This window comes from Janibacter melonis, from assembly GCF_020567375.1.
GTDB lineage: Bacteria > Actinomycetota > Actinomycetes > Actinomycetales > Dermatophilaceae > Marihabitans > Marihabitans melonis.
The window spans coordinates 154568-175370 of the sequence record NZ_JAJBZM010000001.1 but is presented as its reverse complement, the minus strand read 5'-3'; the positions used below and the strand labels follow the sequence as shown (position 1 = coordinate 175370).

The 20803-nt window shown below is 71.9% G+C and carries 19 protein-coding genes; 9 read left to right on the top strand and 10 right to left on the bottom strand.

All coding sequences use genetic code 11. The features are described from left to right. The first annotated feature begins 3 nt into the window (after positions 1–3). Genes tal through pgl form a run of 5 tightly spaced genes read left to right on the top strand, consistent with a single transcriptional unit; the run spans position 4 to position 6299 of the window. Complete coding sequence (tal, locus tag LIV55_RS00765; protein WP_229298898.1) at positions 4–1131, top strand: transaldolase; 1128 nt, start codon at positions 4–6, stop codon at positions 1129–1131. After that, entirely contained in the window at positions 1128–2897 is a 1770-nt protein-coding gene (locus LIV55_RS00760) for a glucose-6-phosphate isomerase (protein ID WP_229298897.1), read from the top strand. The genes tal and LIV55_RS00760 overlap by 4 nt, the downstream gene beginning before the upstream one ends. Continuing rightward, on the top strand, positions 2894–4435 hold the full coding sequence (gene zwf / locus LIV55_RS00755; protein WP_123091704.1) for a glucose-6-phosphate dehydrogenase: 1542 nt from the start codon (positions 2894–2896) through the stop codon (positions 4433–4435). Before LIV55_RS00760 ends, zwf begins: the two co-directional genes overlap by 4 nt. After that, a complete protein-coding gene (gene opcA, locus LIV55_RS00750; RefSeq protein WP_123091703.1) occupies positions 4432–5559 on the top strand; it encodes a glucose-6-phosphate dehydrogenase assembly protein OpcA in 1128 nt (375 codons plus the stop codon). Before zwf ends, opcA begins: the two co-directional genes overlap by 4 nt. Beyond that, a complete protein-coding gene (gene pgl, locus LIV55_RS00745; protein ID WP_229298896.1) occupies positions 5556–6299 on the top strand; it encodes a 6-phosphogluconolactonase in 744 nt (247 codons plus the stop codon). Before opcA ends, pgl begins: the two co-directional genes overlap by 4 nt. 12 nt (positions 6300–6311) lie before the next feature. On the opposite strand, the gene LIV55_RS00740 is transcribed toward pgl, so the two are convergent. From LIV55_RS00740 to LIV55_RS00695, 10 genes are all read right to left on the bottom strand, one after another. Then, positions 6312–6665 (bottom strand): RNA polymerase-binding protein RbpA, encoded by a 354-nt coding sequence (locus LIV55_RS00740; protein WP_083968861.1) that lies wholly within the window; start codon positions 6663–6665, stop codon positions 6312–6314. A 10-nt stretch (positions 6666–6675) separates the two neighbouring features. Next, positions 6676–6921 (bottom strand): preprotein translocase subunit SecG, encoded by a 246-nt coding sequence (secG, locus tag LIV55_RS00735; protein WP_123091700.1) that lies wholly within the window; start codon positions 6919–6921, stop codon positions 6676–6678. A gap of 65 nt (positions 6922–6986) precedes the next feature. Next, complete coding sequence (gene tpiA / locus LIV55_RS00730) at positions 6987–7778, bottom strand: triose-phosphate isomerase (protein WP_229298895.1); 792 nt, start codon at positions 7776–7778, stop codon at positions 6987–6989. Next, positions 7775–8989 carry a phosphoglycerate kinase gene (locus tag LIV55_RS00725; RefSeq protein WP_068276006.1) on the bottom strand — a complete coding sequence of 405 codons (1215 nt, stop codon included), beginning with the start codon at positions 8987–8989 and terminating at the stop codon, positions 7775–7777. Before LIV55_RS00725 ends, tpiA begins: the two co-directional genes overlap by 4 nt. Positions 8990–9019: 30 nt before the next feature. Beyond that, positions 9020–10027, bottom strand: coding sequence for a type I glyceraldehyde-3-phosphate dehydrogenase (gene gap, locus LIV55_RS00720; protein ID WP_068276008.1), 1008 nt, complete (start codon positions 10025–10027; stop codon positions 9020–9022). A gap of 172 nt (positions 10028–10199) precedes the next feature. After that, the gene (whiA, locus tag LIV55_RS00715) at positions 10200–11180 is read right to left on the bottom strand and encodes a DNA-binding protein WhiA (protein WP_068276011.1); all 981 of its coding nucleotides are present in this window, start codon (positions 11178–11180) and stop codon (positions 10200–10202) included. A gap of 9 nt (positions 11181–11189) precedes the next feature. Beyond that, a complete protein-coding gene (locus LIV55_RS00710; RefSeq protein ID WP_123091698.1) occupies positions 11190–12200 on the bottom strand; it encodes a gluconeogenesis factor YvcK family protein in 1011 nt (336 codons plus the stop codon). 1 nt (position 12201) lies between these two features. After that, positions 12202–13119, bottom strand: coding sequence for an RNase adapter RapZ (gene rapZ, locus LIV55_RS00705; protein WP_123091697.1), 918 nt, complete (start codon positions 13117–13119; stop codon positions 12202–12204). Then, on the bottom strand, positions 13116–15128 hold the full coding sequence (uvrC, locus tag LIV55_RS00700) for an excinuclease ABC subunit UvrC (RefSeq protein WP_229298894.1): 2013 nt from the start codon (positions 15126–15128) through the stop codon (positions 13116–13118). The genes rapZ and uvrC overlap by 4 nt, the downstream gene beginning before the upstream one ends. A 44-nt stretch (positions 15129–15172) precedes the next feature. Beyond that, complete coding sequence (locus LIV55_RS00695; protein WP_224767063.1) at positions 15173–15604, bottom strand: Rieske (2Fe-2S) protein; 432 nt, start codon at positions 15602–15604, stop codon at positions 15173–15175. A 201-nt stretch (positions 15605–15805) separates the two neighbouring features. On the opposite strand from LIV55_RS00695, the gene LIV55_RS00690 reads away from it, so the two are divergent. From LIV55_RS00690 to LIV55_RS00675, 4 genes are all read left to right on the top strand, one after another. Further along, positions 15806–17044, top strand: a complete 1239-nt coding sequence (locus LIV55_RS00690; protein ID WP_068276026.1) for a branched-chain amino acid ABC transporter substrate-binding protein — start codon at positions 15806–15808, stop codon at positions 17042–17044. 140 nt (positions 17045–17184) lie between these two features. After that, entirely contained in the window at positions 17185–18168 is a 984-nt protein-coding gene (locus LIV55_RS00685; protein ID WP_123091694.1) for a branched-chain amino acid ABC transporter permease, read from the top strand. Continuing rightward, on the top strand, positions 18165–19886 hold the full coding sequence (locus LIV55_RS00680; protein ID WP_229298893.1) for a branched-chain amino acid ABC transporter permease: 1722 nt from the start codon (positions 18165–18167) through the stop codon (positions 19884–19886). Before LIV55_RS00685 ends, LIV55_RS00680 begins: the two co-directional genes overlap by 4 nt. Further along, positions 19883–20803: an ABC transporter ATP-binding protein gene (locus tag LIV55_RS00675; protein ID WP_083968863.1), complete on the top strand. Its 921-nt coding sequence runs from the start codon at positions 19883–19885 to the stop codon at positions 20801–20803. The genes LIV55_RS00680 and LIV55_RS00675 overlap by 4 nt, the downstream gene beginning before the upstream one ends.

Below are 20803 nucleotides of genomic sequence, written 5' to 3'. Positions count from 1 at the left end.
GACATGAGCACCTCCAGCAAGCCCGCACCCATCCAGGACCTCGAGGAGGTCGGCGTCAGCGTCTGGCTCGACGACCTCTCGCGCGAGCGGCTGCGCTCGGGCAACCTCGTCGAGCTCGTCGAGACCAAGGGCATCGTCGGCGTGACGACGAACCCCTCGATCTTCCAGGCCGCGCTCGCCCAGGGCGACGCCTACGACGAGCAGCTGCGCGAGCTCGCCGCGTCCGGCACGGACGTCGACGACGCGGTCTTCGCGCTGACGACCGACGACGTGCGCGAGGCGTGCGACGTCTTCCGCCCGATCTACGAGTCCACCGACGGCGTCGACGGCCGGGTGTCGATCGAGGTCGACCCCCGCGCGGCCCGCGACACGGCGCGCACGGTCGAGCTCGCCCAGGCGCTGTCCGACACCGTCGACCGCCCGCAGGTCTTCATCAAGATCCCGGCGACCCAGGAGGGCCTGTCGGCGATCACCGACACCCTCGGCGCGGGGATCAGCGTCAACGTCACCCTGATCTTCAGCCTCGAGCGCTACCGCGCGGTGATGAACGCCTACCTCGAGGGTCTCGAGAAGGCCCTCGCGGCCGGCGAGGACATCTCGACGATCCACTCGGTCGCCTCCTTCTTCGTCTCCCGCGTCGACAGCGAGATCGACGGGCGTCTCGAGAAGATCGGCACCGACGAGGCCCTCGCCCTGCGGGGCAAGGCCGGCGTCGCGAACGCCCGGCTCGCCTACCAGGCCTACGAGGAGGTCTTCTCGACCCCGCGCTGGGAGCGCCTCGAGGCCGAGGGCGGGCGCAAGCAGCGTCCGCTGTGGGCCTCGACGGGTGTGAAGAACCCCGACTACAGCGACACGCTGTACGTCGTCGACCTCGCCGCCCCGAACACCGTCAACACCATGCCGGAGAAGACGCTCGACGCGGTCCTCGACCACGGCGAGGTCCGCGGCGACCAGGTGAGCGGCACCTACGAGGAGGCGCAGCAGGTCCTCGACCGGCTCGCCGAGCTCGGCGTCGACTACACGGAGGTCACCGACCAGCTCGAGCGCGAGGGCGTCGAGAAGTTCGAGGCGTCCTGGGCCGAGCTGCTCGACGGCGTGCGCATCGAGCTCGACAAGGCCGGCACGAAGTGAGCAGCCTGTCCGTCTCCGCCGCGGGCGCGGCGGCGAAGGCGATCGCCTCCGCCGTGCCTGCCCTCGTCGAGGAGCGCTTCGCGAGCCGGCTCTTCGCGCAGGACGCGACCCTGTGGGGCGCCGAGGCCCAGGACGAGGCGTCCAAGCGCCTGTCCTGGGTGGGCCTGGCCCGCTCCTCACGCCCCCTCGTCGGCGAGATCGCCGCGCTGCGCGACGAGCTGCGCGCCGACGGCGTCGACCGGGTCGTCCTGTGCGGCATGGGCGGCAGCTCGCTGGCGCCCGAGGTCATCTGCGCCACCGCGGGCGTCCCGCTCGTCGTCCTCGACTCGAGCCACCCCGACGTCGTGCGCGCCGCCGTGACCGACCTCGAGCGCACGGTCGTCGTCGTCTCGAGCAAGTCCGGCTCCACCGTCGAGACCGACAGCCAGCGCCGGGTCTTCGAGCAGGCCTTCGCCGACGCCGGCATCGACGCGGCGCGTCGCATCGTCGTCGTCACCGACCCGGGCAGCCCGCTCGAGCAGGAGGCCCGCGACGCGGGCTACCGCGTCGTCTCGGCCGACCCGCAGGTCGGCGGGCGCTACTCGGCGCTGACCGCCTTCGGCCTCGTGCCCTCCGGTCTGGCCGGAGCCGAGGGGGGGGGGGGGCGCGCCCGCGCACCCGCGGGGTCCGACCTGCGCCCCCGCGTCGGCGGGGGCCCCCCCCCCCCGCGCCGCCGGGCGGCGGGGGGGCGAGACGCGGCGCGCCCCGGCTGCGCCCTGGGCCCCGCGGGTGGCGCGGGCCCCCCCCCCGCCGCCCCCCCCCCCGACGCCGAGTCGGTGACCGACCTGCTCGCCGAGGACGACGAGGCCAACCCCGGCCTGCGCCTCGGCGCGGCGATGGCCGCCACCGACCCGCTGCGCGACAAGCTCTACCTCCTCGAGCACGGCACGCAGGCCGCCGGCTTCGGCGACTGGGCCGAGCAGCTCATCGCGGAGTCCACCGGCAAGCAGGGGCGCGGGATCCTGCCCGTCGTCCTGCCCTCGCCCGGTGACCGGGCCCTGCCGGACGACGCGACGCTCGTGCGCCTCGTCGGCACCGACCACGAGGAGGAGCCGGACAGCTCCGCCCCGTCCGTCGTCGACGTCGGCGGGACCCTCGGCGCCCAGCTGCTCCTGTGGGAGGTCGCGACCGCGGCCGCCGGCCGTCTGCTGAGCATCAACCCCTTCGACCAGCCCGACGTCGAGTCCGCCAAGGCGGCCGCCCGCGGCCTGCTCGAGGCGAAGGGGGACGCCCCCGCCTCCCCCGACGTCACCGACGGAGACGTCGAGGTGCGCGCACTCGGCGGCGACTGGCTCGGCGACGCGAGCACCGTGAGCGACGCGGTCGACGCGCTGCTCGCCCAGCTCGACCCCGAGCACGGCTACGTCGCCGTCATGGCCTACCTCGACCGGGCGGAGCACGCCGGGCTCGCGCAGGTCGCGACGACCCTCGCCGAGCGCACGGGTCGTCCGACGACCTTCGGCTGGGGCCCGCGCTTCCTGCACTCGACCGGTCAGTACCACAAGGGCGGGCCCGCGACCGGGGTCTTCCTCCAGGTCACCGACACACCGCGCGAGGACCTGCCGGTCCCGGGCCGCGACTTCACCCTCGGCGAGTTCGTCGCCGCGCAGGCCGGGGGCGACGCCTCGGTCCTCGTCGACCACGGGCGTCCGGTCCTCGTCCTGCACCTCACCGGTGACGGCGGTGTCGCCGCCGTGACCTCGGCGGTCTCGCAGGGCGACGCATGAAGCCCGCCAAGGTGACCGCGACGGACAACCCCCTTCGCGACCCACGGGACAAGCGCCTGCCGAAGATCGCCGGGCCGTGCAGCCTCGTGCTCTTCGGCGTCACGGGCGACCTCGCCCGCAAGAAGCTCCTGCCGGCGATCTACGACCTCGCCAACCGCGGTCTGCTGCCGCCCGGCTTCAGCCTCGTCGGCTTCGCCCGTCGCGACTGGGAGGACCAGGACTTCGGCAAGATCGTCCACGAGGCGGTGCGAGCCCACGCCCGTACCCCCTTCCGCGAGGAGGTGTGGCGGGCCCTGTCCGAGGGCTTCCGCTTCGTGCCGGGCGTCTTCGACGACGACGCGGCCTTCGACCTGCTCGCCGAGACCGTCCACGAGCTCGACGAGCAGCGGGGCACCGACGGCAACCACGCCTTCTACCTCTCCATCCCCCCGGGCTCCTTCTCGACGGTCTGCCAGCAGCTCGAGCGCAGCGGTCTGACCCACGGCGAGGGCGACTCGTGGCGACGCGTCGTCATCGAGAAGCCCTTCGGGCACGACCTCAAGAGCGCGCGCGAGCTCAACGACGTCGTCGAGTCGGTCTTCCCGGCCGACTCGATCTTCCGGATCGACCACTACCTCGGCAAGGAGACGGTCCAGAACCTCCTGGCGCTGCGCTTCGCGAACCAGATGTTCGAGCCGGTGTGGAACAGCCACTACGTCGACCACGTGCAGATCACCATGGCCGAGGACATCGGCATCGGTGGTCGTGCGGGGTACTACGACGGCATCGGCGCGGCCCGTGACGTCATCCAGAACCACCTCCTGCAGCTGCTCGCCCTCACCGCGATGGAGGAGCCGACGAGCTTCACCGCTGACGCGCTGCGGGCCGAGAAGGAGAAGATCCTCGCCGCGGTGCGCATCCCCAAGGACCTCGGCAAGCACACCGCCCGCGGGCAGTACGCCGAGGGCTGGCAGGGCGGCGAGCACGTCATCGGGTACCGCGACGAGGACGGGGTCGGCGAGTCCTCGACGACCGAGACCTACGCCGCGGTGCGCCTCGACATCGACACGCGGCGCTGGGCGAACGTGCCCTTCTACCTGCGCACGGGCAAGCGCCTGGGCAAGCGGGTGACGGAGATCGCCGTCGTCTTCAAGCGGGCGCCGCACCTGCCCTTCAACGACACCGAGACCGAGGAGCTGGGGCAGAACGCCGTCGTCATCCGGGTCCAGCCCGACGAGGGCATCACGATGCGCTTCGGGGCGAAGGTGCCCGGCAACCAGATGGAGGTGCGCGACGTCTCGATGGACTTCGGCTACGGGCGCGCCTTCACCGAGGTGAGCCCCGAGGCCTACGAGCGGCTCATCCTCGACGTGCTGCTCGGCGACCCCCCGCTCTTCCCCCGGCACGAGGAGGTCGAGCTGTCCTGGCAGATCCTCGACCCCATCGAGAAGTACTGGGCCAAGCAGCGCTCCATCGATCAGTACCCCGCGGGCACGTGGGGCCCGACGAGCGCTGACGCGATGATGCACCGTGACGGCCGCGAGTGGAGGATGCCGTGATCATCGACCTGCCGAGCACGACGACCCAGGCGATCTCGAAGAAGCTCGTCCGGCTGCGTCAGGACGTGGGGTCGATGGCGCTCTCGCGCGTCCTCACCCTCGTCGTCATCGCCGACGAGGCCGACATCGACGACGCCGTCGAGATCGCCAACGACGCGAGCCACCAGCATCCGTGCCGCATCGTCGCGGTTGCCTCGGGCAACACCCGCGGCAAGGCGCGCCTCGACGCGCAGATCCGTCTGGGCGGGGACGCCGGGGCCAGCGAGGTCGTCGTCCTGCGGCTCTACGGGCCGCTCGTCGCCCATGCCCGCAGCGTCGTCATCCCGCTGCTGCTGCCCGACTCCCCCGTCGTCGCGTGGTGGCCGAAGGACCCGCCGAAGTCACCCGCGCACGACCCCGTCGGCGCGATGGCCCAGCGGCGGATCACCGACGTGGCCCAGCTGGAGAGCATCGGGCCGGCGCTGAAGACCCTGGCCCGCTCCTACAGCCCCGGCGACACCGACCTCGCGTGGTCGCGCGTCACCCTGTGGCGAGGGCTGCTCGCCTCGGCGCTGGACCGGGCCCCCTTCGAGCCCGTGACGAGCGCGACGGTCACCGGTGCCGGCGACTCGCCCTCGACCGACCTGCTCGCGGGCTGGCTCCAGCACCGGCTGCGCTGCCCGGTGTCGGTCGTGCGATCGCGCGACCGCAGCGGGATCATCTCGGTACGCCTGGAGCGGCGCTCGGGGATCATCGACCTCGTGCGCCCTCAGGACGGCGAGACGGCGACGATGGACCAGACAGGGCAGCCGCAGCGCGCGATCGCCCTGGCCCACCGCAGCGACGCCGAGTGCCTCGCCGACGAGCTGCGGCGGCTCGACGCGGACGAGGTCTACGAGGACGCCCTCACCAAGGGCCTCCCCCTGGTGACGATGCGTCGTCTGACGATGACCGAGGCCGTGGCGAAGGGGGAGGTCCCCTCCCCCTCGTCGAGCCGCAAGACCCAGGAGCGCCTGGAGAAGCAGGCCCGGGCGACCCGCAGCTCGGCGATGGTCCAGGCCGAGCCCGAGAAGAAGTCGGCAGAGCCGGCAGCGGTGAAGCAGGCCGCACGCCGCAAGCTCGCGGACAAGAGCGAGGGCTCGTGAGCAGCGCGCCGGTCGAGGTCGTCGTCGAGCCCGGCAAGACCGAGCTCGCGGCGGCCGTCGGCCGGCGCCTGCGCGCGGTGGTCGAGGAGGCCACCGCCGCCGGGCGACCGGTCGAGATCGGTCTCACCGGGGGCTCGATGGGGGGCGCGAGCGTCGCGGCCCTCGTGGCGGAGCACGAGCGCGAGCCGCTCGACCTCTCCGCCGTCGGGCTGTGGTGGGGCGACGAGCGCTACCTCCCGTCCGGGGACCCCGAGCGCAATGACACCCAGGCCGACGAGGCCGGCCTGCCGCGGCTCGGGCTGCCGGACGATCGCGTCCATCGCGTGCCGGGGCCGGATGGCTCGGACGACGTCGAGGACGCCGCCGGCCGGTACGCCGAGGAGCTGCGCTCCGTCGGCCGAGGCGGCTTCGAGGTGCTCATGCTCGGGGTCGGCCCCGACGGGCACGTCGCCTCGCTCTTCCCCGGTCACCCGGCGCAGATGACGCAGGACGCGATGACGGTCGCGGTGCACGACTCCCCCAAGCCGCCGCCGGAGCGGGTCTCGCTGACCTTCGAGGCGATGGAGCGCACCCGCGAGGTGTGGTTCGTCGTCGCGGGCGCGGACAAGGCTCAGGCCGTCCGCGACGGCCTCGACGGCGCCGGCCCCGACGTGTCCTCGGCGGCGCAGGTCCGCGGGACCGTCCGCACCGTGTGGTTCCTCGACGAGGACGCCGCGCAGGCAGCCGGCCTCAGCCGCTGACGCGGCGGGCGACTACTCGGTGCCGCGGCGGCGGCGCAGCTCGCCGAGCCGCTCGGCGAGGATCTCCTCGCCCTCGCTGTCGCTGCGGCGCTCCTTGACGTACGCGAGGTGGGTCTTGTAGACCTCGGCCCGCGGCGGGGCAGGAGGGTTGTCCTTGTCCTGCCCGGCGGGCAGACCGCACCGGGTGCACTCCCACTGCTCGGGGATCTCGACCCCGGGCTCGAGGGCGAAGCTCGGGCGCACCTCGTGGCCCTTGCCGCACCAGTACGAGACGAAGGTCCGCGGGGCGCTCTCGCCCCGCTCGGCCTCGCCCATCGGTCCGGCGCCCACGCGGCTGCCCCGGATCGCGTTCCCTCCACCAGCCATGTGCTGCTCCTCAGACGTCGAAGCGGTCGATGACGCCGATGCCGACGACGGAGACGAACCACAGCAGCCCCACGACGACCGTGAAGCGCGTGAGGTTGCGCTCGGCCACCGACGAGCTGCCGAGGGACGCGGTCATGCCACCGCCGAACATGTCGGAGATGCCGCCGCCCTTGCCCTTGTGCATGAGGATGAGGAGGGTGAGGATCAGCCCGGTGATCACGAGGATCACCTGGAGGGCGATGCGTACTGCGTCCACGTCTGTCGGCCTTCGGGTCGGTCGTGCGGTCGGTCTGACACGGCAGGATACCTGCCCGCGCCGGATCAGGTGGTGAGGTGCGCCTGGTAGCGGCAGATGGCGGCGAACTCCTCGGCGTCGAGCGAGGCCCCCCCGACGAGCGCGCCGTCGACGTCGGCACCGGCCATGATCGCCGCGACGTTGCCGGACTTGACCGATCCGCCGTAGAGGACCCGGACCGCGTCGGCGACCTCGGGCGAGGCGATCTGCGCGAGCTCCTCGCGGATCGCGGCGCACACCTCCTGGGCGTCCTCGGGCGTGGCGACCTCGCCGGTGCCGATGGCCCACACGGGCTCGTAGGCGACGACGACGGTGGCCAGCTGCTCGGCGCTCAGGCCCGCGAGCGATCCGCGCACCTGCTCGACGACGTGCGAGACGTGCTCGCCGGCCTGGCGGACCTCGAGGCCCTCGCCGACGCACACGACGGGGGTGAGCCCGTGGCGGTAGGCGGCGGCGGCCTTCGCCGCGACGACCTCGTCGCTCTCGCCGTGGTGCTCACGTCGCTCGCTGTGGCCGACGACGACGTAGGTGCAGCCGAGGCGCGCGAGGAAGGCGCCGGAGATCTCGCCGGTGTACGCGCCGCTGTCGTGCTGCGAGAGGTCCTGCGCGCCGTAGCGCAGGGCGAGCTTGTCGCCGTCGACGAGGGTCTGCACGGAGCGCAGGTCGGTGTAGGGCGGCACGACGACGACCTCGACGGCCGCGTGGTCGTGCTTGGCGTCGCGCAGCGTCCAGTCGAGCTTCTGCACGAGGTGCGCGGCCTGCATGTGGTCGAGGTTCATCTTCCAGTTGCCCGCCATGAGCGGGGTGCGGCCGGTCATCGCGTGCCCTCCTGGGTCTCGTGGACCTGCAGCCCCGGGAGCTCCTTGCCCTCGAGGTACTCCAGGGACGCGCCGCCCCCGGTGCTGATGTGCCCGAAGTCGGCGTCCTCGAAGCCGAGCTGACGGACCGCGGCGGCCGAGTCGCCACCGCCGACGACGGTGAGCGCGCCGGTCGCGGTGACGTCGACGAGCGCCTGGGCGACCGCCTTCGTCCCGGCGGCGTAGGGGGCCATCTCGAAGGCCCCCATCGGGCCGTTCCAGAAGACGGTGCGGCAGTCGGCCAGACGCGAGGCGAAGAGCTCGCCGGAGCGCGGGCCGATGTCGAGACCCATGCGGTCGGCGGGGATCGCGTCCGCGGCGACGACCTCGTGGTCGGCCTCCGCGGAGAACTCCGTGGCCGCGACGACGTCGACGGGCAGGACGATCTCGACCCCGTCGCGCTCGGCCCGCTCGAGGTACTCGCGGACCCGGTCCACCTGGTCGGCCTCGAGCAGGCTCGTGCCGACCTCGTGGCCCTGGGCGGCGAGGAAGGTGAAGACCATCCCGCCGCCGACGAGCAGGCGGTCGGCGGTGCCGAGGAGGTTGTCGATGACGCCGAGCTTGTCGGAGACCTTCGCGCCGCCGAGGACGACCGCGTACGGCCGCTCGGGCTCGCTCGTCAGGCGGCGCAGCACGTCGACCTCGGTGCGCACGAGACCGCCGACGGCCGCCGGCAGGCGGGTCGCGACGTCGTAGACCGAGGCCTGCTTGCGGTGCACGACGCCGAAGCCGTCGCTGACGTAGGCGTCGGCGAGGGCGGCGAGCTCGTCGGCGAAGGCACCGCGCTCGCTCTCGTCCTTGCTCGTCTCGCCCGGGTTGAAGCGCAGGTTCTCCAGGACGGCGACGTCGCCGTCCTGGAGGTCCGCGACGACCCCCTTCGCCGACTCCCCCACCGTGTCGGTGGCGAAGGCGACGTCCTGGCCGAGCAGCTCGCCCAGGCGCTGCGCCACGGGGCGCAGCGAGTAGCGCTCCTCGGGAGCGCCCTTGGGCCGACCGAGGTGGGCGCACACGACGACGCGCGCACCCGCCTCGGTCAGCTCGCGGATCGTCGGCAGCGAGGCACGGATCCGTCCGTCGTCGGTGATGGTGCTCCCGTCGAGCGGGACGTTGAGGTCGGACCGCAGGAGCACGCGCTGGCCGCGCAGCTCTCCGAGGTCGGCGATGGTCTTCACGATCCGTGCGTCCTTGTCAGCCGAGGTGGGTCAGAGGCTCTGGCCGACGAGCAGGCAGAGGTCGGCGAGGCGGTTGGAGTAGCCCCACTCGTTGTCGTACCAGCCGACGACCTTGACCTGGTCGCCGATGACCTTGGTCAGGCCCGCGTCGAAGATGCAGCTCGCCGGGTCGGTCTCGATGTCCTTGGAGACGATCGGGTCCTCGGTGTAGACGAGACGGCCGGCCATCGGGCCGGACTCCGCGGCCTTGCGCACGATCTCGTTGACCTCCTCGACGGTCGTCTCGCGACCGGCGGTGAAGGTGAGGTCGGTGGCCGAGCCGGTGGGGACCGGCACGCGCAGGGCGTAGCCGTCGAGCTTGCCCTTGAGCTCGGGCAGGACGAGGGCGACGGCCTTGGCCGCACCGGTCGAGGTGGGGACGATGTTGAGCGCGGCGGCGCGGGCGCGACGCAGGTCGCTGTGCGGGGCGTCGTGGAGGCGCTGGTCACCGGTGTAGGCGTGGATGGTCGTCATGAGACCGCGCTCGATGCCCAGACCGTCGTTGAGCGCCTTGGCCATGGGGGCCAGGCAGTTCGTCGTGCACGACGCGTTGGAGATGATCGTGTGCTTCTGCGGGTCGTACAGGTCGTCGTTGACGCCCATGACGATGGTGATGTCCTCGTTCTTGGCCGGGGCCGAGATGATGACCTTCTTCGCACCGCCGTCGATGTGGGCCTTGGCCTTCGTCGCGTCGGTGAAGAAGCCGGTGGACTCGACGACGACGTCGACGCCCTCGCTCGCCCAGTCGATCTTCGCCGGGTCCTTCTCCTCGAAGATGCGGATGCGCTTGCCGCCGACGCTGATGGAGTCGTCGTCGTAGGTGACGTCCTGGCCGAGACGACCGAGGATCGAGTCGTACTTCAGCAGGTGCGCGTGGGTCTTGTTGTCCATGAGGTCGTTCGCGGCGACGACCTCGATGTCGGCGCCGGACGCCAGCACGGCGCGGTAGAAGTTCTTGCCGATGCGGCCGAAGCCGTTGATCCCAACACGAACGGTCACTGTGATGCCTCTCAGGTGGTCGAGTCGGCCGCCTCAGCGCGGCCCAGGGTGCCCCTCCACCCTAGGGGGTCGCGGTGAGGTGCGTCGCACCGGTCGGCGATGCGGACGCCGGGTGGTCGGGAGGTGCTCGGCGGGTGGCCGACAGGGGGTGGGCAGGGGCGCGAAGGGGGTGTCAGCCGTCGAGGAGGTCGGCCGAGAGCGAGGCCTCGGTGTCGGGGATCCCGAGCTCGGCGGCGCGCTTGTCGGCCATGGCGAGCAGACGGCGGATCCGGCCGGCGACGGCGTCCTTGGTCATCGGCGGGTCGGCGAGACGGCCGAGCTCCTCGAGCGAGGCCTGCTTGTGCTCGACGCGCAGCGAGCCGGCCTGCTCGAGGTGGTCGGGGATGTCCTCGCCGAGGATCTCCATCGCGCGCTGCACCCGTGCCCCGGCGGCGACGGCCGCCCGGGCGGAGCGTCGCAGGTTGGCGTCGTCGAAGTTGGCCAGCCGGTTGGCGGTCGCCCGGACCTCGCGGCGCATCCGCCGCTCCTCCCAGGCGAGGACGGCGTCGTGGGCCCCGAGGCGCACGAGGAGGGCGCTGATGGCGTCGCCGTCCCGGATGACGACGCGGTCGACACCGCGCACCTCCCGCGCCTTGGCCGGCACGCCGAGGCGGCGGGCGGCCCCGACAAGGGCGAGGGCCGACTCGGGACCGGGGCAGGTGACCTCGAGGGAGGAGGACCGGCCGGGCTCGGTGAGGCTGCCGTGGGCGATGAAGGCGCCGCGCCAGGCGGCGACCGCGTCGCACTGCGAGCCGCCGACGACCTTGGGGGGCAGACCACGCACGGGCCGCCCGCGGCCGTCGACGAGACCGGTCTGGCGGGCGAGGGCCTCGCCCTCCCGGGCGACCCGCACGACGTAGCGGGTGCCGCGGCGCAGGCCGCCGGCGGCGAGGACGAGCAGCTCGGACTCGTGGCCGTAGACCTCGGCGATGTCGCGGCGCAGGCGACGCGCGGCGTGAGCGGTGTCCAGCTCGGCCTCGACGACGATCCGCCCGCCGACGATGTGCAGACCGCCCGCGAAGCGCAGCACCGAGGCGATCTCGGCCTTGCGGCAGCAGGTCTTCGTCACCTCGTGCCGGCTCAGCTCGTCCTTGACCCGTGCGGTCATCGCCATGCGTGCGTCCTACCTCTCGCGGCTCCCCCGGGATCTCCGGGGCAGCTCGAGGATGTCACGGTACGCCGCACCCAGTCGCAGCGCATCGTGCTGCCCCGGACGCCCCGGCTGCGCGACCTCGTAGAGGGCGAGCTCGGCGCCGATGCTCGCGCAGGCCCGCTCGAGGCCCTCGCGGTCGTCGACGACCGAGGGGTCGGCGAGCACCGTCTCGACGTGGAGCTCGGGCGCCGTGCTGCGCAGGCGCTCGATGTGCTCGACGGCGGAGAAGCCCTGGGTCTCGTCGGTGCTCATCTCGAGGTTGAGGGTGAGGATGCGGTGCGCGTCGGTCTCGACGAGCGCCTGGCGCAGCTCGGGCACGAGCAGGTGCGTGAGGACGGACGTGAACCACGACCCCGGGCCGAGGATGACGGCGTCGGCCCCGCGGACGGCCTCGACGGCCTCCGGGCGGGCCGGCGGGTCGTGCGGGAGGACGGCGATCGACTCGACGACCCCCGTCGTGCGCGCGATCTCGACCTGACCGACGACGGTCGAGCGGTCGTCGGGGTCGGCCGGGTCGACGCCGCGCACCTGGGCCATGAGCTCGAGCGGGACGGCCGACATCGGCAGCACCCGCCCCCGGGCCTGGAGCAGTCGTCCGACGAGGTCGAGACCGGCGACCGGGTCGTCGATGAGCTGCCAGAGCGAGACGATGAGGAGGTTGCCCAGGGCGTGGCCACCGAGGTCGCCGTCGCCGTCGAAGCGGTGCTGCAGGACCGCCGACCACATGTGGCCCCAGTCGCTGTCGTCGCACAGCGCGGTGAGAGCCATCCGCAGGTCGCCCGGGGGCAGCACGGAGAAGTCCTCGCGCAGCCGCCCGCTCGAGCCGCCGTCGTCGGCGACGGTGACGACGGCGGTCACGGCGTCGCTGATGTGGCGCAGCGCGGTGAGCGAGGCAGCCAGGCCGTGGCCGCCGCCGAGGGCGACGACCTCGAGGTGACGCTCGGGGGTGATGGACGCGGGGAGGGTGAATGCGGCCGTCATCTCACTCCTGCCCGAGGTCGCGGTGGACGACGAAGGTCTCGACGTCCTCGCCGGCGAGCCGGGAGGCCAGCTCCTCGGCGACGGCGACGCTGCGGTGCTTGCCGCCCGTGCACCCGACGGCGAGGGTCACGTACTTGCGGTTCTCGCGCAGGTAGCCGGCGATCACCGGCTCGAGGAGCCGCTCGACGGAGTCGAGGAAGTCGCCGGCTCCCTCCTGACGCAGGACGTACTCGGCGACCGGGGCCTCGCGGCCGGTGTGCGATCGCAGCTCGGGGACCCAGTAGGGGTTGGGCAGGAAGCGCATGTCGAAGACGTAGTCCGCGTCGAGCGGGACGCCGTACTTGAAGCCGAAGGACATGAGCGCGAGGCGCACCTTGTGACCGGCCGTCGTCGTGAAGAGCGGGTGGATCTTGCGCGACAGCTGGTGGACGTTCAGGCCCGAGGTGTCGATGACGAGGTCGGCCGACGAGCGCAGGTCCGCCAGGCGCGCGCGCTCCTGCTGGATCCCGTCGAGCAGCCGGCCCGTGCCCTGGAGCGGGTGCGGGCGCCGCACCGACTCGAAGCGGCGAACGAGCGCCTCGTCGGTCGCGTCGAGGAAGAGCAGCCGCAGGGTCCAGCCGCTCGCCCGCAGCTTCTCCACCGACTCGTGGAGGTCGGCGAAACCTCGCGCGCGGATGTCGAGGACGATGGCGACCTTGCGCGGGCGCAGGCCCTGCGCGCGGCCGTCGTCGGCCTCGGTGGCCAGCTCGACGAGCTGGGGCAGCATGATCGTCGGCAGGTTGTCGATGACGTACCAGCCGAGGTCCTCCATGACGTTGGCGACCGTCGAGCGACCCGCGCCGCTCATGCCGGTGACGACGAAGACCTCCGGCAGCTCGTCGGCGCCCTGGCCCTGCTCCTGCGGCCCGTCGCTGCTCATCGTGCGTCCTCCTGCTCTCGGGTGGGGACCTGCTCTGCCGCGGCCCCGGCGTCGGCGCCCGCCACCGGGGCGGGCGCGTCGTCGAGCACCTCGCCGGTGCGCGGGTCGACGGCCGGCTCGGGGGCCTGCGCGCCCAACTCTGCCGCAATCCGGGCTGCGGTCGCCGGGCCGATGCCGGGCACCTCGGCGAGCTCCTCGACGCTCGCCGCACGGATCCGCTTCACCGAGCCGAAGCGGCCCAGCAGCGCGGCCTTGCGCGTCTGCCCCAGCCCCGGGACCGAGTCGAGGGCGGAGACGGTCATCGCCTTGCTGCGGCGCTGACGGTGGAAGGTGATGGCGAAGCGGTGCGCCTCGTCGCGCACCCGCTGCAGGAGGTAGAGCCCCTCGGAGCTGCGCGGCAGGATCACCGGGTGCTCCTCGCCGGGCAGCCACAGCTCCTCGAGCCGCTTGGCCAGGCCGACGAGGGCGACGTCCTCGATGCCGAGCCGGTCGACGACCGCCTGGGCGGCGGCCACCTGCGGCGCGCCGCCGTCGACGACGACGAGGTTGGGCGGGTAGGCGAAGCGCCGGGGTCGGCCGGTCTCCTCGTCGATGCCCAGGCGGTCGCCGCCGTGCTCGTCGACGGAGACGAGATGACGCAGGCGTCGCGTGAGCACCTCGTGCATCGCCGCGGTGTCGTCGGTGCGCCCGTCGACGTCGCCCCGCACGACGAAGCGGCGGTACTCGGACTTGCGGGGCAGGCCGTCCTCGAAGACGACCATCGAGCCGACGACCTCCTGGCCCTGGATGTGAGAGATGTCGAAGCACTCGATGCGCAGAGGCGCGTCGTCGAGGCCGAGCGCCTCCTGGACGTCGTGGAGGGCCTGGCTGCGCGCCGTGAGGTCGCCGGCGCGGGCGACCTTGTGGCGGGCGAGCGCCTGGGTGGCGTTGCGCTCGACGGTCTCCATGAGCGCGCGCTTGTCGCCACGCTGCGGGACGCGCAGGTCGGCGTGCGAGCCGCGCCGGGTCCGCAGCCACTGCGTCATCGCGTCGGGGTCGTCCGGCAGCACCGGGACGAGGACCTCGCGCGGCACCTCCTCCTCGCCGTAGACGCGCTGCAGGAGGTGGGCGACGACCTCGGGCAGGGTCTCGGCGTCCTTCTCCGCGACCCAGCCCCGCTGGCCGCGGATGCGACCGCCGCGGACGTGGAAGACCTGGATGGCGACCTCGAGCTCGTCGTCGGCGAGGGCGAAGACGTCGGCGTCGGTGCCGTCGGGCAGGACGACCGCGGACTTCTCGAGGGCCTTGGTGAGCGCGCCGATGTCGTCGCGCAGCCGTGCGGCGGCCTCGAAGTCGAGCTCGGCGGAGGCCTCGCGCATCCGGGCCTGGAGCCGGCGCACGAAGCGGTCGGAGCTGCCGGCCATGAAGTCGCACAGCTCCTCGGCGATGGCGCGGTGCTCGTCGGGGTCGACCCGGCCGACGCACGGCGCCGAGCACTTGTCGATGTAGCCGAGCAGGCAGGGACGCCCGACCTGCTGGGCGCGCCGGAAGACGCCGTTGCTGCACGTGCGCACCGGGAAGACGCGCAGGAGCAGGTCGAGGGTCTCGCGGATCGCCCACGCGTGGGTGTACGGCCCGAAGTAGCGGGTCCCCTTGCGCTTGCTCCCCCGCATGACCATCGCCCGCGGGAACTCCTCGGACATCGTCACCGCGAGGTAGGGGTAGGACTTGTCGTCGCGGTACTTGACGTTGAAGCGCGGGTCGAACTCCTTGATCCACGCGTACTCGAGCTGGAGCGCCTCGACCTCGGTCGACACGACGGTCCACTCGACGGAGGCGCCGGTGCGCACCATCCGCGCGGTGCGGGGGTGCAGCCCGGAGATGTCCTGGAAGTAGGACGACAGCCGCGAGCGCAGCGACTTCGCCTTGCCGACGTAGATGACCCGGCCGTGGGCGTCACGGAACCGGTAGACGCCGGGGTCGGTCGGGATCGACCCCGGGGCAGGGCGGTAGGTCGCTGGGTCGGCCACCCGCTCACCCTAGGCGGGCGGGCTGACAGCGAAGGGGGTGACCCTCAGGCGACGGTGACGGTGTCCCCGTCGACCGTGGCCTCCTTCGCGGTGAGCCCCTTCTGCGCGGGCCCGCCCGTGACGTCGCCCGTGCTGGCGTCGAAGGTGCTGCCGTGGCACGGGCAGGTGATCGTGCCGGACTCGACCTTCGCCACCGCGCAGCCCTGGTGCGGGCAGGTCGCGTCGAAGGCCTTGAACTCGCCCTCGGTGGGCTGGGTGACGACGACGCGGTCCTGGACGACCCCGCCGCCGACGGGCACGTCCGCCGTCGGCACCGACATCCCGCCCGCGGCGGCCCCGTCACCGGAGCCGGCCGAGGAGCTCGTGCTCTCGCCCGAGCCCCCGCCGTCACCCCCGCACGCGGAGAGGGCGAGGACGCCGCCGGCGGGCACGACGAGGGCGGCACGACGGGTCAGGGGCTGCTCGTGGATGCTCACGCCGCCACCCTGGCAGTGCTGTCAAGGGACGAGCCCCGAACGGCCTGTGCAGGTCCTGGGAGGACGTCGCTGGTAACAGGTCGGACACGGTGCGTGCATGGGGAGGTCAGCCCGACGACGAACCGCACTACCTTGACGCCAGCCCACGAGCCAGTCGTGGATCACCGGGCACGACCCGGCATCTCTTCATCTGGAGGAAACGTGACCAAGCGATCCGTCATCTCAGCAGGGGCCACGCTCCTCGCGATGTCGATGGCACTGTCCGCCTGCGGGACCCGCGGTGGCGACGGTGGCGGCGACGGCGCGGGCAGCGGCGGCGGTGGCGACGAGAAGGTCGTCAAGATCGGTGTCATCGCGCCCCTGTCGGGCGACCTGTCCGCCCTCGGCAAGGGCATCGAGAACTCCGTCGACCTCGCGGTCAAGGAGGCCAACGAGTCCGGTGAGCTCGAGGGCTGGAAGATCGAGGTCGCGGCCGAGGACGACCAGGCCAACCCCGACGTCGGCAAGAACGCCGCCTCCAAGCTCGCGGGCGACAAGGACGTCATCGGCGTCGTCGGCACGCTCAACTCCTCGGTCGCCGGCACGGTCGCCCCGGTCCTCAACACCGCGAAGATCGTCGAGGTCTCCCCGGCGAACACCGGTGTCTCCCTCACCAAGGGCGAGGACCCCGACAACCCGCAGCGGCCGTACGCGAACTACTTCCGCACCTGCACCACCGACGCCGTCCAGGGCCCCTTCGCCGCGCGCTACCTCTTCGAGAAGGCGGGCATCAAGGAGGTCGCGACGATCCACGACAAGAAGGCCTACGGCCAGGGTCTCGTCGAGTCCTTCACCTCCGAGTTCGAGAAGCTCGGCGGCAAGGTCGTGGCGGCCGAGACGATCAACCCCGACGACGACAAGTACGACGCCGTCGTCACCTCGGTCAAGGCCAAGAACCCCAAGGCCGTGTACTACGGCGGCGAGTACCCCCAGGCCGGCCCGCTGAGCCAGCAGATGAAGGCCCAGGGCCTCGACGTCCCGCTCATGGGTGGCGACGGCATCTTCAGCCCCGAGTTCGTCAAGCTCGCCGGCAAGAACAGCAACGGCGACCTCGCGACCTCGATCGGCGCCCCGACCGAGAAGCTCGACTCGGCCAAGGCCTTCGTCGACGCCTACGAGGCCGGTGGCTACTCCGACCCCTACGAGGCCTACGGCGCCCAGTCCTACGACGCGGCCAACGCGATCATCGAGGCGATGAAGGTCTCCCTCAAGGACGCCGACGACGTCGAGGGCGCTCGCCAGGCCACGATCGACGCGATGAAGGACGTCTCCTTCGACGGCGCGACCGGCAAGGTCGCCTTCGACGAGTTCGGCGACACGACGACCCGCGTCCTCACGGCCTACGAGGTCAAGGACGGCAAGTGGACCGACGTCTCCACCGAGGAGTTCACCGAGAAGTGATCCCGCGCGACGGCATCTCGCCGTCGAGCAGGTGACGGGGCGGGGGCGCACAGCCCTCGCCCCGTCCCCGGGTCGCCACGGCGACCTCGCGGGGCCACCCTCGCCCCCTCCCCCGTCCCTCCCCACACCCAGGAGGCCTCGTGGACCTGTTCCTGCAGCAGCTCGTGAACGGGCTGACGATCGGCTCGCTCTACGCGCTGATCGCCGTCGGGTACACCGTCGTCTACGGCATCGTCCAGCTCATCAACTTCGCTCACGGCGAGATCTTCATGATCGGCGCCTTCGGCGCGCTGAGCACCTACCTCATCCTCTTCCAGGGCCAGACCGCCCTGTGGATCCTGCCAGTCATGGTCATCGGCGCGATCATCGCCTCGGTCGGCGTCGCCGTCCTCACCGAGCGCGTCGCCTACCGGCCGCTGCGCGGCGCCCCGCGTCTCGCCCCGCTCATCACGGCCATCGGCATCTCGGTCTTCCTCCAGGAGTTCGTCCGGCTCTTCTACAACCGGCCGTTCATCGTCTCCGAGGCCAACCCGCTCGACTTCCCGAGCGCGAAGCAGAAGATCCCCTTCCCGCAGATCGACGTCGTCACCGGCCCGGCCTTCGAGATCTTCGGCGTGACGATCCAGCGCGCGGCGATCTTCACCATCGCCTGCCTCGTCATCTGCGGCGCCCTGCTCTACTACTTCGTCACCAAGACCCGCACGGGTCGTGGCATGCAGGCCGTCTCGCAGGACCCCGACACCGCCCGCCTCATGGGCATCAACGTCGACCGCACCATCGTCGTGGCCTTCGCCATCGGCGCCGCGCTCGCCGCCATCGCCGGCGTCTCGCAGGGCCTGCTCAACACGAACATCAACTTCAAGATGGGCTTCATCGCCGGTCTCAAGGCCTTCACGGCCGCGGTCCTCGGCGGCATCGGCAACATCTGGGGCGCGATCGTCGGCGGGCTCGTGCTCGGCGTCGTCGAGACCCTCGTGACCCAGTACACGACCCTCCTGCCCTTCGGCCTCGACCAGTTCGGCGGCTCCAGCTGGAAGGACGTGTGGGCCTTCGCCCTGCTCATCCTCATCCTCGTCTTCCGGCCGCAGGGCCTCCTCGGCGCAAAGGTGGTCGACCGCGCATGAGCACCGCAACCACAGCTCCTCAGCACCCCCAGCACGCCGAGGCCTCGGCCACGGCGGACCGCTCCGGCCTCGGGGTGATCCTCGGTCTCGTCGGCGGCGCCCTGCTGCTCGTCTCGGGTCTGCTGTCCTGGTCCTACGAGCCGATCTTCGGCGACATCAGCATCCGCTTCTGGCCGGTGAGCCTGCAGATCTTCGCGATGCTGCTCGGCATCACCGTGCTCGTCGTCGCGCTCTCGCGCAGCCTGCTCGCCCCCGTCCTCGGCTGGTTCTCGGCCGGGCCGGCGCTGCTGGCGCTCGGCATCGGGTCGACGGCCTTCGCCGCGCTCTCCCTCGTCGGGGTCGCGGTCCAGGCGGGCGGTCTCATCAACGCCAACGAAGGGGTGTACGTCGCCCTCGTCGGTGCCCTCGTCACCCTCGCCGGCGGCGTCCTCGCCCGGCCGCTCGTCGCCACCCGTGACGCCTTCACGGTCAAGGCGCCGAGCACGGTCGAGATCGCGCTCATCGCGATCATCTGCGCGGTGGCCCTGGCCATCGCCGCGTACGCCCTCGGGCGCGACGACGCGTGGGTCTTCGTCCTCTTCCTCGTCACCGTCGGGGTCATCGGGACGGGTCTGGCCAAGGCCGGCTTCTTCGGGTACGTCGGGGCGGCCGCGCAGCGGCACCGCCACGTCCTCACCCTGGGCGCCTTCGCCGCGGCCTTCCTCTTCCCGTTCACCCAGGACGGGTCCGAGATCAACATGTCGATCGCGACGGGCGTGCTCATCTTCGCCACGACCGCCATCGGCCTCAACATCGTCGTCGGCCTCGCCGGTCTGCTCGACCTCGGCTACATCGCCTTCCTCGGCGCCGGTGCCTACGTCGGCGCGATCCTGTCCGGCGCGGCGTCCTCGCAGATCGACTGGCACCCGCCCTTCATCGTCACCGCGCTCATCGGCGGGCTCTTCTCGGCCTTCCTCGGCCTCATCGTCGGCTCGCCGACGCTGCGGGTCAGCGGCGACTACCTCGCCATCGTCACCCTGGCGTTCGGCGAGATCTTCCGTCTGACGATGTTCAACCTCGACGGCAACAACGGCCCCGACCTCACGAACGGGCCCAACGGCGTCACCGCGATCCCGAACCTGAAGATCTTCGGGTTCGACTTCGGGGCGACCCACACCGTCGCGGGCATCGAGCTGAGCCGGGCGGCGAACTACTACCTGCTCATGCTCCTGCTCACCGGCATCTTCATCCTCGTCTTCGCGCGGATGAACAACAGCCGGATCGGGCGCGGCTGGGTCGCCATCCGCGAGGACGAGCGCGCGGCGGAGGCCATGGGCGTCAACGTCTTCGGCCTCAAGCTGCTCGCCTTCGCCGGCGGTGCCTTCCTCGCCGGCATCGCGGGCACGGTCAAGGCGCACTACGACACCTCGGTGACGCCCGACCAGTACCAGTTCCTCGAGTCGGCCTTCCTGCTCGCCGCGGTCGTGCTCGGCGGCATGGGCACGATCGCCGGCGTCATCCTCGGCGCGGTGGTCCTCAAGCTCATGCCGGAGAAGCTGCGCTTCTTCAGCGAGTACCGGCTGCTGCTCTTCGGGCTGCTGCTCGTGCTCATGATGCGCTTCCGCCCCGAGGGCCTCGTCGCGAGCAGGCGCCGCCAGCTCGAGTTCCACGAGGACGACGAGGAGCTGGCCGAGGTCCTCGAGGACCGCAATCTCGCGATCGAGGAGGAGACCCGATGAGCACCACCGTGAGCGACACTCCGCAGCGCACCCCCGCCGAGACCGGCGAGGTCGTGCTCGAGGCGCGCGACATCGTCATGAGGTTCGGCGGTCTCACGGCCGTGAACAACGTCTCCTTCACCGTCCACGAGGGCGAGATCGTCGGTCTCATCGGACCCAACGGTGCCGGCAAGACGACCTTCTTCAACTGCCTCACCGGCATGTACAAGCCCACCTCGGGCGAGGTGACCCTCCAGGGCAAGCGGCTCCCGCCGCGACCCCGTGAGGTCGTCACCGCCGGCATGGCGCGCACCTTCCAGAACATCCGGCTCTTCAACAACATGACGGCGCTCGAGAACGTCATGGTCGGGCGGTACTGCCGCACGACCTCGATGGCCTTCACGTCGATCATCCGGGGACCGAAGTTCCGCAAGGAGGAGGCGGAGAGCCTGCGTCGCGCGCACGAGCTGCTCGACTTCGTCGGGCTCGACCACAAGGCGGAGAGCCTCGCGCGCAACCTGCCCTACGGCGAGCAGCGCAAGCTCGAGATCGCGCGCGCCCTGGCGACCGACCCGCAGGTCATCCTGCTCGACGAGCCGACGGCGGGCATGAACCCCAAGGAGACGGAAGAGGCGATGCACCTCATCTTCCGGATCCGCGACCTCGGCATGGCCGTCGTCGTCATCGAGCACGACATGCGGTTCATCTTCAACCTCTGCGACCGGGTGCTCTGCCTGGTCCGGGGCGAGACCCTCATCGAGGGCTCCCCCGGTGAGGTCCAGTCCGACCCGCGCGTCATCGAGGCCTACATCGGCGGTGCGGACGACGACGAGATCGACACGTCCGACCTCACCGACGAGGAGATCGAGGTGCTGCGCGCCGAGGGCGAGCTGCCCGAGCAGAACGAGGGGCACGAGCCCGAGGAGGAGCGCCGATGA

Coding starts and splice junctions, on each gene's coding strand:
- tal (WP_229298898.1), top strand. CDS start 4: ATGAGCACCTCCAGCAAGCCCGCACCCATCCAGGACCTCGAGGAGGTC.
- zwf (WP_123091704.1), top strand. CDS start 2,894: ATGAAGCCCGCCAAGGTGACCGCGACGGACAACCCCCTTCGCGACCCA.
- LIV55_RS00740 (WP_083968861.1), bottom strand. CDS start 6,665: ATGGCTGGTGGAGGGAACGCGATCCGGGGCAGCCGCGTGGGCGCCGGA.
- tpiA (WP_229298895.1), bottom strand. CDS start 7,778: ATGACCGGCCGCACCCCGCTCATGGCGGGCAACTGGAAGATGAACCTC.
- whiA (WP_068276011.1), bottom strand. CDS start 11,180: ATGGCGATGACCGCACGGGTCAAGGACGAGCTGAGCCGGCACGAGGTG.
- LIV55_RS00710 (WP_123091698.1), bottom strand. CDS start 12,200: ATGACGGCCGCATTCACCCTCCCCGCGTCCATCACCCCCGAGCGTCAC.
- rapZ (WP_123091697.1), bottom strand. CDS start 13,119: ATGAGCAGCGACGGGCCGCAGGAGCAGGGCCAGGGCGCCGACGAGCTG.
- LIV55_RS00680 (WP_229298893.1), top strand. CDS start 18,165: ATGAGCACCGCAACCACAGCTCCTCAGCACCCCCAGCACGCCGAGGCC.
- LIV55_RS00675 (WP_083968863.1), top strand. CDS start 19,883: ATGAGCACCACCGTGAGCGACACTCCGCAGCGCACCCCCGCCGAGACC.